Source organism: Mesorhizobium sp. M8A.F.Ca.ET.202.01.1.1, from assembly GCF_004791595.1.
In the GTDB taxonomy this organism is placed as follows: domain Bacteria; phylum Pseudomonadota; class Alphaproteobacteria; order Rhizobiales; family Rhizobiaceae; genus Mesorhizobium.
The window spans coordinates 444,889-457,195 of record NZ_SRUN01000003.1 but is presented as its reverse complement, the minus strand read 5'-3'; the positions used below and the strand labels follow the sequence as shown (position 1 = coordinate 457,195).

Sequence of the window (12,307 nt, the reverse complement as noted above, 5' to 3'; positions counted from 1 at the left end):
TTCAGTTCCCTTTCCCGAACACCATGCGGTGGGTGACGAATTCTTCGCCTTCCACGCGCTGAAAGCCAAGCCGTTCATAAAAACCGAAGGCTTCCGGCGGCGCGCGGGTGTTCAACACGGAGAAATATTGGCCGGCCCGATCGATCACGGTCTCGACCAGCATGCGGCCGAGGCCGTTGCGGCGGTGGCGTGCGCTGACGAACAGGTGCCGGACCCGGCCCTGGTCCCTGCCCTCGAAATTGGGATCGATGTTCAGCCCGCATACGCCGGCGAGTTCCCGGCCATGCCATAGCCCGAACAGTCCCTCGCCGTGCTTCAGGAACTTGTTGCGGCCGCTTGCCCAGCCATCGGCCAACCGCACCAGCATCCAGTAGCCTTCCAGCCGGCTCTCGTCCTTCAACGCGTCGAAGGCCGCCACGGTTGGTCGCAAACGCTTGAGCGCATAGTCGATCTCCGGGCCAACCTCTCGGCCGATCTCCGGACTGACCTCTGGCGATCCACCCATGCGCCTACTCCGCCGGCCGCGTCTCTTCGAGCACGCTTTCCTCGTGATAGAGGAAGCCGCCGGACTGGCGCTTCCACAGCCGGGCATAGAGCCCATCGCGCGCCACCAGTTCGTCATGCGTGCCTTGCTCGACGATGCGGCCGCCGTCGAGCACCACCAGGCGATCAAGTGCCGCGATCGTCGACAGCCGGTGTGCGATGGCGATCACGGTCTTGTTCTCCATCAGCCGCGTCAGATTCTCCTGGATCGCCGCCTCGATGTCGGAATCGAGCGCCGACGTCGCCTCGTCGAGGATCAGGATCGGCGCGTCCTTGAGGAAGACGCGGGCGATCGCCACGCGCTGGCGCTGGCCGCCCGACAGCTTGACGCCGCGTTCGCCGACAAAGGCTTCGTAGCCCTGGCGATCCCTGTTGTCGCGCAAGCTCAGGATGAATTCGTGGGCCTCGGCCTTCTTGGCCGCCGCGATCACCTCCGCGTCGGTCGCATCGGGCATGCCGAGCTTGATGTTGTCGCGCAGCGAGCGATGAAACAGGGCGGTGTCCTGGCTGACGACGCCGATATTGGCGCGCAGCGAATTCTGCGTCACATCGGAGACGTCCTGGCCGTCGATGGTGATCCGGCCGCTTTCGAGGTCGTAGAGGCGCAGGATCAGGTTGGCCAACGTCGTCTTGCCGGCGCCCGATGGCCCGACCAGCCCGACCTTCTCGCCCGGCTTGACGACAAGGTCGACGCCGTTGAGCACGCCAAACCCCTTGCCGTAATGGAACTCGACATTCTTCACGTCGATGCGCCCACCCGTCACGACCAATTCCCTGGCATCCGGGGCATCGGTCAGCCCCAGCGGCTGCGAGATCAGCGCCTTGGAGTTCTCCAGCACGCCGAGGTTTCGCAAGATACTGTTCATCTGCATCATCAGCCGGCCGAGCAGCATGTTGAGGCGCAGCACCAGCGACAGCGTGAAGGCGACGGCGCCGACGGTGATCGAGCCCTCGACCCAGAGATAGACGGCAAAGCAGCCGATCGCCGTGATCATGATGCCCGACAGCGTCGTCAGCGCCATGCGCACGCCGGTCAACCGGCGGGTGAAGGGGCGCAATGCGTCGAGATAGATGTCGAAGCCGTTCCTGATGTAGCGGTCGTCGCCGTCCGCCGCGAAAAGTTTCAGCGTCTGCACGTTGGAGTAGGAATCGACGATGCGGCCATTGATCATCGAGCCCGCCTCGGCCGTCGCTTCGGCGTGCTTGCGGATTGCCGGCAGATAGCGCCTGGCCAGAAAGCCGAAAGCGGTGATCCAGATCACCACCAATGCCGCCAGCCTGAGATCGAGTCCTGCGACCAGTGCCAGCGTCGTCACCGTATAGACGATCATGAACCAGACGACCTCGATGAAGCTTTCCATCAGGTCGCCGGTCGCCTGCCCCGCCTGCCAGACTTTCGTCGCGATCCGGCCGGCGAAGTCGTTCTGGAAGAAGGCGTAGGACTGGCGCGAGACGTGCCGGTGCGCCTGCCAGCGCACCAGATTGTAGAAGCCGGGCGTGATCGTCTGCTCGTCGACCAGCGCCGAGAGGGCCACGACCATTGTGCGGAGGACCAGCACCACTGCGACCATGAACATCAGTTCGGGGCCGGCGGCGGTCCATAATGCATGCCAGCTCCGCTCGCCGGGCAATTGATCGAGAATATCGACCAGCCGCCCGACGAAATAGAACAGCCCGGCCTCGACCAGCGGCGCGATGCCGCCGACGACCAGCATGGCGAAGAAGGCGAACTTCGCCTGGCCGACATAGTGCCAGAGGAAGCCGGCGACGCTGGCCGGTGGCCGAAGATGCGCCGGCTCCCTGAACGGATAGACCCAGTTTTCGAACCAGCGGTAGACGGCTGTCATCATGCGGCGGCCATCATTCTGCGGCTTGCCCCTTCGCGCCAATGTCGTTGGCGACACTGTCGTTGGCGGCGCCGACCGGACTGTCCTCGAACAGGAATCCACCCGACTGGCGCTGCCAGAGTTGCGCGTAGAGCCCGCCGCCGGCGACCAGTTCCTCGTGCGAACCCTCCTCGATGACGCGGCCCTGGTCCATCACGACGAGCCTGTCCATCGCAGCGATGGTCGACAGCCGGTGCGCGATCGCGATGACGGTCTTGCCCTGCATGAGCTTGTAGAGATTCTCCTGGATGGCGGCTTCCGCCTCGGAATCGAGCGCCGACGTCGCTTCGTCAAGGATAAGAATAGGCGCGTCCTTCAACATAACGCGAGCAATGGCGATGCGTTGCCGCTGGCCACCGGACAGTTTGACGCCGCGGTCGCCGACATAGGCGTCGAAACCCTTGCGGCCGCTATGGTCCGAAAGCGCCGATATGAAATCCAGCGCCTCGGCCCGCCGTGCCGCCTCGACCAACATCTCATCGCTCGCATCGGGCCGGCCATAAAGGATGTTCTCGCGCACCGAACGATGCAGCAGCGAGGTGTCCTGTGTGACCATGCCGATCTGGGCACGCAGCGAATCCTGCTTCACGCCGGCGATCTCCTGGCCGTCGATCAGGATCCGGCCGGATTCCAGGTCGTAGAAGCGCAGGAGGAGATTGACCAGCGTCGACTTGCCGGCGCCCGAGCGTCCGACGATGCCGACCTTCTCGCCCGGTTTCACCGCCAGCGACAGGTTTTCGATGACGCCCTTCTGCTTGCCGTAGTGGAAGCGGATGTCCTCGAAGCGGATATCGCCTTTTGAAACGTTGATCTCCCTGGCATCCGGCCTGTCCTCGACGAGGCGCGGCAGCGAGATGGAGGCAATGCCGTCCTGCACCGTGCCGATATTCTCGAACAGGCCCGACATTTCCCACATGATCCACTGCGACATGCCCCACATCCGGAGCACCAGGCCGATGACCACGGCGACCGCGCCGATCGTCACAGCTTGCCCCATCCACAGCCACAGCGAGATGGCGGTGACCGAGAACAGCAGAAGCGCGTTCAATATGTAGAGCGAGCCGAACAGCACCGTCACCAGCCGCATCGACCGGTAGACCGTGTCGAGGAAGCCCATCATGCCTTCCCTGGCGAAGGCGGCCTCGCGGCGCGAATGACTGAACAGCTTGACCGTCTGGATGTTGGTGTAGCTGTCGACGACGCGGCCGGTCATGGTCGAGCGCGCATTGGCCTGCTCCTCGCCGACCTTGCCCAGGCGCGGGATGAAAAAGCGCAGCAACAGGATGTAGCCGACCAGCCAGACCCCGAGCGGCGCGGCCAGCCGCCAGTCGGCCGAACCGACGATCAGCAGCATGCCGAGGAAATAGACGATGACGTAGTTCAGGACGTCGATCACCTTGATGACGCATTCGCGCACGGCGAGCGCCGTCTGCATCAGCTTGGTGGCGATGCGGCCGGCGAATTCGTCTTGGTAGAAGCTCATCGATTGCTTGAGCAGATAGCGATGCACCTGCCAGCGGATGCGCATGGGATAGTTGCCCATCAGCGTCTGCTGGTTGAGCAGCGAATGCAGCCAAACCGTGCCGGGCAGCGCGAACAGCACGATGAACGCCATGCCGGCGAGCTTCCAGCCCTCCGTCTGCAGGAAGGTCTCGCGGTTCTGCCCCGACAGCCAGTCGACGATGCGGCCAAGGAAGCCGAACATCCACACTTCCGCGATGGCGATGGCCGCCACCAGTACCGCATCGATAAGGATATAGGGCCATGCGCCGCGCGTATAATGCAGGCAGAAGGCAACCAGCGTCTTGGGCGGTTCGACCGGTTCCGCAGCCGGGAACGGATCGAGCCTTCTTTCAAACCAGCTAAACAACAACATTAGGGCATGCCTGTAAAATCTGTTTTCCGCTTACGCGGCTTGGCGACGTACAAAGTCCTCGGATCGCATGGCGTCGAGGGCCGACGCTCCGGAATCATCCGGAGCGTCGGCCCTGCTTCGCGCAATATAGGGGCTCGCCGGCTTTTCGCCGACAGCCACCTTTGTCGATGCTGACGACACGGTGCCACCAGTGCGGTTTTTCGCGCCCGGCCGGATCAGCCGGATGATGCGGCGCACCAGCGACGGTCGGCTCAGGTCGGGAACCGCGTGCGAGAAATCGACATCCGGCAGCATGCCGCGATGCGGACGCCGGCGCACTTCGGCATGAACCGCCGACGAATAGGTTTCGCCGATCAGCAGCGCCCAGGTCGGCAGCCGGTGGATATGCAGGCTCCTCGAGCCCGGTATTCTGTATGGATCGAACATCGGTCCGTCCTCCGTGTTGAAATAGAGATAAAAAGGATGATCGACATCGTGCCGCGGGATCGGCGGCGGATCAGTCGGGACGCCTTGGGACGGGGCCATCGGCCCCTTCGGCAGCTTGAAAAACATCGCAGGATTCCTTCGAAGACCAGGGTATGGTTTCGGCGGAGATCGGTGCGGAAGTGCCTAAAAGATCAGGAGAAACGTCGTACCGAAACCGCCAGGGCGCAAGTAAGCCCACGGGTGGGGCGCTGGATGTGCATGGTCATCATGAATTACCCCTCCTTCGGTTCGGGTTGACAATGCTGGTCGTATACCCGACTTCGAAAAAAATGGCCACCCGCAGGTCCAGGAATTTCCAAAACCAGGAAGCTGCTGTGGCCGATCTGCCACTTATTAGAAGGACGCGAAAGTGAACCGTGGTCTCCGCATCGCGCTCTACCAGCCTGACATAGCTGGCAATACCGGGACAATCCTGCGCTTCGCCGCTTGCCTCGGCCTTGGCGTCGACATCATCGAGCCGGCCGGCTTCCCGCTTTCCGACAGAGCGCTCAAGCGCGCCGGTATGGACTATCTCGAAATGGCCGACCTGACCCGGCATGTCGACTGGAATGCCTTCGAGGAGTGGCGCAAGGCCCGCGCGGACCGGCTGGTGTTGCTGTCGACCAAGGCCACGGCCCGCTACACCGACTTCAGCTTCACCGACCGCGACATCCTCCTGTTTGGCCGCGAATCCGCGGGCGTGCCGGATCCAGTCCATCAGGCGGCGGATGTTCGGCTGACGATCCCGATGCAGCCCACCGCGCGCAGCCTCAACGTCGCCCTTTCCGTGGCCATGGTGGCGGGCGAAGCCATCCGGCAACTCGGCTAGGGGATCGCCGGCAGCGCGGTCCGCGGTGATTTTTGCCCAGGCGCACATCCGCCTTCTCCTTCGTTTGCACATCCAGGCTTTCTTGGCTACAAGCTCAACTTAACTTGAGGTCAAGGGGAAAGTGCGAAGATGGCGCCGGTAACGGAATTGACGGTCGGCCAAGTGGCCGCGCGCAGCGGCGTGGCGGTGTCGGCGCTGCATTTCTATGAAGCCCGCGGGCTGATTCGCAGCCACCGCACCTCCGGCAACCAGCGCCGCTACGGCCGCGATGTCCTGCGACGCGTGGCCATAATCCGGATTGCCCAGGAGGTCGGCATCACGCTCGCGGAGATCGGTGTCGCACTTGAATCATTACCTGAAGGCCGCACCCCGACGCGCGAGGATTGGAATCTGCTTTCAACGGCTTGGCGCGATAGCCTCGATCAGAAAATCAGCCAGCTGAAGAAGCTGCGTGATGGCCTGACCGACTGCATCGGCTGCGGCTGCATGTCGATCGACAAATGCCCGCTGAGGAACAAAGGCGATAGGCTGGCCAGGGAGGGAACGGGCGCGAGAAGGCTGTTGGTCGAGCGTTAATCCGCTGCCGGCAGGCGCCTGATCGTGAACTCGATCAGATCGCCCGGGCGCTCGAACCAGCTTTCGATCTCGGTCCAGTAGGCCTGCTTGGGAAAGCGCTCGAACCATTCCTTGGCCTTGAGCCGGGCATCGGAGCGCGGCAGGACGAACGTCTCGCGCAAAAAGCCGTCGCGTGGCATACGCGCACGCTCGGCCCGGCTTTGGTCGAGCCTTTTCTTCAGGCCATCCAGCGGCGGTCTTGCCGGGGTGCGCACGAAGCAACTCCTTACACCCTAAATCAGACGGGACTTGACCCTGACCCTCAAGAGATTAGGGATCGCGCCGGCAAAAGACGAGTCATTTATCGGGAATCCCCACAACGGGTGGCCCACAACCGGAGACGGCACTTGGAACGACCCGAAATACCGGCAGGGCTGCCCGCCGACATCGAAGAGAAGAAGATGAAGGCCCGGCTTTGGTTCGAGGCGCTGCGCGAGCGTATCTGCGGCGCTTTCGAGCAGATCGAGCAGGACCTCGGGGGTCCGCTCGCCTCGTGGTCGCCCGGCCGCTTCGAAAAGACACCGTGGGAACGCGATCAGGGCAAGGGCGGCGGCGGCACCATGTCGATGATGCATGGCCGCGTCTTCGAGAAGGTCGGCGTCCACACTTCGACCGTTTATGGCGAGTTCTCGCCCGAGTTCAGGAAGCAGATGCCCGGCGCCGAGGAAGACCCGCGCTTCTGGGCATCGGGCATTTCGCTGATCGCGCATCCCTGGAACCCCAACGTTCCGGCCGTGCACATGAACACGCGTATGGTCGTCACATCCAGGCAATGGTTCGGCGGCGGCGCCGACCTGACGCCAGTGCTCGACCGCCGCCGCACCCAGGATGATCCCGACACGGCAGCCTTCCACCGCGCCATGCAGTTCGCTTGCGAGAAGAATGCCGACGTCGCCGACTATCTGAAATTTAAGGCCTGGTGCGACGAGTATTTCTTCCTGCCGCACCGCAACGAGCCGCGCGGCACCGGCGGCATCTTCTTCGACTGGCTGCATTCGGGCGAGGAGAAGGGCGGCTGGAACGCCGATTTCAACTTCGTCCAGGATGTCGGGCGTTCGTTCCTCGTCGTCTACGGCCACCTCGTGCGCGCCAACTTCAACGAGAACTGGACCGATGGCGACCGCGACGAACAGCTCATCCGCCGCGGCCGCTACGTCGAATTCAACCTGCTTCACGATCGCGGCACCATCTTCGGCCTGAAGACCGGCGGCAATGTCGCCTCGATCCTGTCCAGCCTGCCACCGGAGGTGCGCTGGCCATGACCTCGGCGGGCGGGGTGCACGATGCTTTGATGCAACCATGCCGCCCCTCCCGTGTTATAGCTTTCGCCCTGCTTACGTCTGACCGACCGTAAGCCAAAAGTGGCGGAGCCTCGACCGGCTCCATGGAGCAAGAGGAGAAATCCCATGAAGCAATTTCACTGCGGGTCGCTCGTTCCCGGCTGCGAATGGCACACACGGGCCGACGAGGAGGCCGAGGTGATGCGCCGCGCCGTCGAGCATATGCGCGAGACGCATGGCGAGACGACCATCCGCGAGACGATGATCGAGGCGATCCGCTCGCGCATCGAGAAGGTCCGCGACGCCGCGTAGGTGCGGCGGGGGGTTTTCAGGTAATAACAAAAGAACCGCGGTGCGCTTGGGTAACGCGTGCCGCGTCGATTTATTTGCGAGACAGTGCCTGCATCTCAAAAAATTATATTTGCTCCAGCTAAAATAAACCGTGCGGTAACCGAACCCGTGCGATCGTCGGACTGATTTCCAGACTACAGGGGGCTGCCAGAGAAGCCCGTCGCCGGCAGGCACTGGTCCGGAATCGGTGGGCGAGGTGTTCGCGCATGCGCGAAAAGTCCGGCAATCGTGCCAGTTTGTGCGCAACGGCGCTCCTGCCGTGGGCGCTCCTTGGCGCGTCGCCGGCGATTGCCCAGGACATGACGACATCGCTCATCGACATCCATCAGGGCTCGCCGGTCAGCGACAAGGCGAGAGGCCTGGGTGACGGCGGGTATGAGTTGCAGACCGGAAGCCGGGTATCGTTCAACCAGTGGTACCAGACAAACTGGGTCGACACGCATGTGGACCTGATGACGCAGATCACGCAGGACACCGGTATCCTTTGGGGATTTGGCACTGGGGAACAAGGCGAGAAGTATCGCATCGCGCCCAGCCTCAAGCTCGGATTCCTCACACAGCTGCATCCGAGCGCGAACAGCATCCTGTCCCTGTCGTTCACCACGACCTTCGGCGGCAAGCTCAGCGAAAAGCCCTGCCAGGCCGATTATGGCGATCTGGGCACCTTCAGCGTCAATTGCCGGCTCGCCGCCGGGGAGATGGCACCCGAGGAAACCTTGAAATATCTGGCTAACGCTAAACCGGAGAGCCAGCATCTGTGGCTGAATTACCGTGTTACTTTCTGATCGCGAGGGGCCGGGCACGAGATGTCGCGTAGCCGCGGAAGATCCGCGATCCTCCGTCCTAGCTTCTGTTTGAACCGGGGTAAAAACATGTCAAATACGCATTGGAAATTCGCTATTGCCACGGCCCTCGCCCTCCTGCCGGCATCGATTGCCGTGGCTCAGGAAGCTGTCGGTCCAGATCCGCTGTCCGCGCTCTGCGGCGGCGGTCAATCCAACGCATCCATATGCCTGAGCGCAACCCTGCCGGCGGCCACGTCGCAGACCTTGCAAAACTGGATGAGCCCGGATGTCGGGGCCGCATGGCGTGCCGGTTACAAAGGCAAAGGCGTCACCATCACGATCGTCGACGACTTCTCCAGCACCTCGAAGTTCAGCGGCAATTTCGGCATCGGCACCCAGACCCAGCGCCATGGCGAATGGACCCGCGAAGAAGCCAGCATGATCGCGCCGCTGGCGACGATACGGTCGAAAGACTTCTCCACCAGTTCCTCGGTCGCGCTGGCGCCGGGCCTGAACGTGCTCAATCTGAGCTATGGCATGTACGCCAAGGCAGGCTACAGCCCCAGCCAGATCGGATGGAGCGCCGAGGAAGCCTCCATCATCTCCTATGCCACCAAGGGAACGGCCGTGGTTTCGAAGGCCGCGGGCAACGACGCGGTTGCCGTGGGCGGCGTCACCAGCGGCCAGCAGGATTATCTCGACCTCGCCTTGGTCGGAAAGGCATCCGCGATTTTCGTCGGCGCGCTCAACAGCAACGGCACGACGTCGAACAAGGCCACCATGGCCTGGTATTCCAACACCGCCGGCACCAACACGGCTGTGCAGAGCCATTTCCTGGTCGTGGGTGTCACCGGGGACAAGACCGGCCTTTACGGCACCTCTTTCGCCGCGCCGATCGTTGCCGGCTACGCCGCCATCGTGGGCAGCAAGTTCACCAAGGCAACGTCGACCCAGATCACCAACCAGTTGCTGAATACGGCCCGGACCGACACGTTGGCCAACTACAGCGCCTCCGTCTATGGCAAGGGCGAGGCAAGCCTTTCGCGTGCCCTGGCTCCGCTGTCGATCAAGTAGCAGGACGGAACAGCAGGGCAACACCGGCGGAGACCCGGCGTTTCCGACCTACGTGTCAAGCGCTTGCGCGGCGCGTTCGAGCAGCGTGTCGCGATCAGGCGCAAATCCCGCCTCGACCCATTCGGCTTCGAGGTTCTTGAGGATTTCGCCGAGCTTCGGTCCCGGCTTTGCGCCGAGCGCCGTCAGATCGGCCCCTCTGAGCGGAAACTCGGGCCGTTCCCATTTGAGCGCAAAGCCAAGCAGGCGCGAAAAGCCGCCCGCTTGAAGCAATGCGTCATTGTCCTCGACGGCGCGCACCCGCGCCGCGGCAAGCGACAGACGCAGGCGGTCGACAAGCCCTTGCCGGTTGCCGCGATAGAGCCGTTTCGCCAGTTCGCCTTCGGTCGTCTTCGGCTCGACGGCCGTGGTGAGGGCCCAATGGAGCATGCGGTCGGCTTCGGCGGTCGAGAACCTGAGCCTCTCGGCCAACGTCTTCATGCGCGCCGCATCCGGCGGCACGATTGCCTCCAGCCGCAGCATCGGATCCACCGCCCAGCCCAGGTCTTTCTCGGCCTTGGTCAACCCGTGGATCGCATCGATACCCCATTTCTCGCTTTCCGACAGCGCGGCGGTCAGGACACCAGCCTGGCGCATCCACAGCAGTGCGCGTGAGGGATCGGGGGCCGACAAAAGCTTCTTCAGTTCGGACCAGACGCGTTCGGCCGAGAGCTGGCCAAGGCCGTCCTTCAGCCGAGCGCAGGCCTTCAACCCCTCGGCATCCGGCCGGCCGTCGCCATACCAGGCAAAGAAACGGAAGAAGCGCAGGATGCGCAGATAATCCTCGCGGATGCGCGCCTCCGGGTCGCCGATGAAGCGCAGCCGGCGCGCCTCGATGTCGGCGATGCCGCCGACAAGGTCGACAACCCTGCCGTCGGCCTCGGCGTAGAGCGCGTTGATGGTGAAGTCGCGCCGCTCGGCGTCGAGCTTCCAGTCGCGTCCGAACGACACCTTGGCGCGGCGGCCATCGGTCTCGACGTCGGCGCGCAAGGTGGTGACCTCGTAGGGTTTGCCGCCCGCGACCACCGTGATCGTGCCATGTTCGATGCCGGTCGGCACCGCCTTGAAGCCTTCCGCTTCGGCACGGCGGATGGTCTCCTGCGGCAGGCAAGAGGTGGCGATGTCGACGTCGGCGACAGGCTGGCCCATCAGCGCGTTGCGCACGGCGCCGCCGGCGATACGCGCCTCTTCACCGCCTTCGGTGAGCGCGCCAAGCAGGCGCTGCAGATGCTTGTCGGAGAGCCAGTCGGCCCTGCCCGCGATCGAAACACTCACGCATAGAGCCTTTCATAGAGCGTACGGATGATGCCGGCGGTGACGCCCCAGATGCGCCGGTCACCATAGGGCATGTCGTAGAAGAACCATTCGAGATCGTTCCACATGCGGCTGTCGCGCTTGTGATTGGCGGCGTCCATCAGGAAGCGCAGCGGCACCTCGAAGGCGGCATCGACTTCGTCGGCGTTCAAAGCCAATTGGAAACCCGGCCGCACGATGCCGAGCACCGGTGCGATGCGGTAGCCGCTGCCGGCAACGTAATCCGGCATGCGGCCGATGATTTCGATACGATCCTGGCCAAGGCCGATCTCCTCGAAGGTCTCGCGCAGCGCCGCCGCCTCCGGGCTCGCGTCGGTCGCATCGATCGTGCCGCCCGGGAAAGCCACTTGCCCGGAATGATTGCGCAGTCTCTCGGCCCGTTTGGTCAGGAGAACCGTCGCCTCGCCGTCATGGTCGACCACCGGGATCAGCACCGCAGCGTTGCGCAGCGGCTTGCCCGGGTTGAGGCGTGGGTGGCCGGGATTGAAGCGGTGATCGCCATAGTCGTCGCCGGCATGCGCGTCCGGCTGCGCGGCGAAGCGCGCGCGAAAATCCGCCGATGAGAACGGCGCCGGCGATATCTGGTCCATCACGCGCTCAACCGCTTCAACTGATCCGCAGGCATGATCGGAAACACGGCATTCTTCGAGCGCACCGAAAACATCGTCCGGCCGTCGATCTCGATCTCCTCGCCATGCCCCACCAACTCATACATGACCGGCCGCGCCACCAGCGCCTCCAGCCTGCCGCGCACCAGCAGATATGGCTTCAAACCGCCCGTCTCGTTCTCGTCGACGAAGCGCAGCGGCCGCTCCGGCCCGGCCTCGACCACGTCGCCGACATTGGTGCGGAAGGTGATGACCTGATCCTCGCCTTCGCCCGAAACATCCATCTCGACGGCGATGAACGGCGCATCGGCGACGCGGATGCCGACCTTTTCCACCGGCGTCACCAGATAGGTCCTGCCGTCGGCGTCCTTGCGCAGCACGGACGAGAAAAGTTGCACCAGCGGCATGCGGCCGATCGGCGTGCCCAGGTAGAACCAGGTGCCGTCGGCCTTGATCTCCATGTCGAGATCGCCGCAAAAGTCGGGATTCCAGCGCTCGACCGGCGCCGCGCCCTTGCCGGCACGGGCCGCGCGCGAGATCAGCGCCTCGAGGCCTCGGGCCTCGGTGGCCTGCGTAAGGCTTTGTTGGCGATGTTCGTGGTGTTCGCTCATCGTCACGAAATAGTCACTGTTGTTCCGCTTGTCA

At 63.5% G+C, this 12,307-nt stretch carries 14 protein-coding genes; 6 read left to right on the top strand and 8 right to left on the bottom strand.

What is annotated here, in order from left to right:
• Position 1: 1 nt before the first annotated feature.
• From EN845_RS10140 to EN845_RS10125, 4 genes are read right to left on the bottom strand one after another with little or no spacing between them, the layout of a single operon-like run.
• Positions 2 to 505, bottom strand: coding sequence for a GNAT family N-acetyltransferase (locus EN845_RS10140; RefSeq protein ID WP_127869765.1), 504 nt, complete (start codon positions 503 to 505; stop codon positions 2 to 4).
• A gap of 4 nt (positions 506 to 509) precedes the next feature.
• Positions 510 to 2,393 carry an ABC transporter ATP-binding protein gene (locus EN845_RS10135; RefSeq protein ID WP_127869766.1) on the bottom strand — a complete coding sequence of 628 codons (1,884 nt, stop codon included), beginning with the start codon at positions 2,391 to 2,393 and terminating at the stop codon, positions 510 to 512.
• Positions 2,394 to 2,403: 10 nt separating this feature from the next.
• Positions 2,404 to 4,305, bottom strand: a complete 1,902-nt coding sequence (locus EN845_RS10130) for an ABC transporter ATP-binding protein (RefSeq protein WP_127869767.1) — start codon at positions 4,303 to 4,305, stop codon at positions 2,404 to 2,406.
• Positions 4,306 to 4,335: 30 nt separating this feature from the next.
• Entirely contained in the window at positions 4,336 to 4,857 is a 522-nt protein-coding gene (locus EN845_RS10125) for a hypothetical protein (RefSeq protein WP_167531306.1), read from the bottom strand.
• Positions 4,858 to 5,140: 283 nt separating this feature from the next.
• On the opposite strand from EN845_RS10125, the gene EN845_RS10120 reads away from it, so the two are divergent.
• Complete coding sequence (locus EN845_RS10120) at positions 5,141 to 5,599, top strand: tRNA (cytidine(34)-2'-O)-methyltransferase (protein WP_127869768.1); 459 nt, start codon at positions 5,141 to 5,143, stop codon at positions 5,597 to 5,599.
• Between the two features lie 129 nt (positions 5,600 to 5,728).
• Complete coding sequence (soxR, locus tag EN845_RS10115; protein ID WP_127869769.1) at positions 5,729 to 6,175, top strand: redox-sensitive transcriptional activator SoxR; 447 nt, start codon at positions 5,729 to 5,731, stop codon at positions 6,173 to 6,175.
• Here soxR and EN845_RS10110 read toward each other — a convergent pair.
• Positions 6,172 to 6,429: a hypothetical protein gene (locus EN845_RS10110; RefSeq protein WP_023770299.1), complete on the bottom strand. Its 258-nt coding sequence runs from the start codon at positions 6,427 to 6,429 to the stop codon at positions 6,172 to 6,174. The two genes, soxR and EN845_RS10110, sit on opposite strands and share 4 nt — an antisense overlap.
• 132 nt (positions 6,430 to 6,561) lie before the next feature.
• Here EN845_RS10110 and hemF point away from each other — a divergent pair, with 132 nt between their 5' ends.
• The 4 genes from hemF (at position 6,562) to EN845_RS10090 (ending at position 9,704) form a co-directional block, all read left to right on the top strand.
• Positions 6,562 to 7,476: an oxygen-dependent coproporphyrinogen oxidase gene (gene hemF, locus EN845_RS10105; protein WP_127869770.1), complete on the top strand. Its 915-nt coding sequence runs from the start codon at positions 6,562 to 6,564 to the stop codon at positions 7,474 to 7,476.
• A 144-nt stretch (positions 7,477 to 7,620) separates the two neighbouring features.
• Positions 7,621 to 7,806, top strand: coding sequence for a DUF1059 domain-containing protein (locus EN845_RS10100; protein ID WP_027047304.1), 186 nt, complete (start codon positions 7,621 to 7,623; stop codon positions 7,804 to 7,806).
• Between the two features lie 245 nt (positions 7,807 to 8,051).
• The gene (locus EN845_RS10095) at positions 8,052 to 8,630 is read left to right on the top strand and encodes a hypothetical protein (RefSeq protein WP_127869771.1); all 579 of its coding nucleotides are present in this window, start codon (positions 8,052 to 8,054) and stop codon (positions 8,628 to 8,630) included.
• Positions 8,631 to 8,717: 87 nt separating this feature from the next.
• Positions 8,718 to 9,704, top strand: coding sequence for a S8 family serine peptidase (locus tag EN845_RS10090; RefSeq protein ID WP_127280919.1), 987 nt, complete (start codon positions 8,718 to 8,720; stop codon positions 9,702 to 9,704).
• Between the two features lie 48 nt (positions 9,705 to 9,752).
• Here the strand turns inward: EN845_RS10090 and EN845_RS10085 are convergent, their stop codons facing one another.
• Genes EN845_RS10085 through EN845_RS10075 form a run of 3 tightly spaced genes read right to left on the bottom strand, consistent with a single transcriptional unit; the run spans position 9,753 to position 12,273 of the window.
• Positions 9,753 to 11,015 carry a CCA tRNA nucleotidyltransferase gene (locus EN845_RS10085; protein WP_127869772.1) on the bottom strand — a complete coding sequence of 421 codons (1,263 nt, stop codon included), beginning with the start codon at positions 11,013 to 11,015 and terminating at the stop codon, positions 9,753 to 9,755.
• Positions 11,012 to 11,644, bottom strand: coding sequence for a CoA pyrophosphatase (locus tag EN845_RS10080; RefSeq protein WP_127869773.1), 633 nt, complete (start codon positions 11,642 to 11,644; stop codon positions 11,012 to 11,014). Before EN845_RS10080 ends, EN845_RS10085 begins: the two co-directional genes overlap by 4 nt.
• Complete coding sequence (locus EN845_RS10075; RefSeq protein ID WP_127280907.1) at positions 11,644 to 12,273, bottom strand: DUF1285 domain-containing protein; 630 nt, start codon at positions 12,271 to 12,273, stop codon at positions 11,644 to 11,646. Before EN845_RS10075 ends, EN845_RS10080 begins: the two co-directional genes overlap by 1 nt.
• Between the last annotated feature and the right edge of the window lie 34 nt (positions 12,274 to 12,307).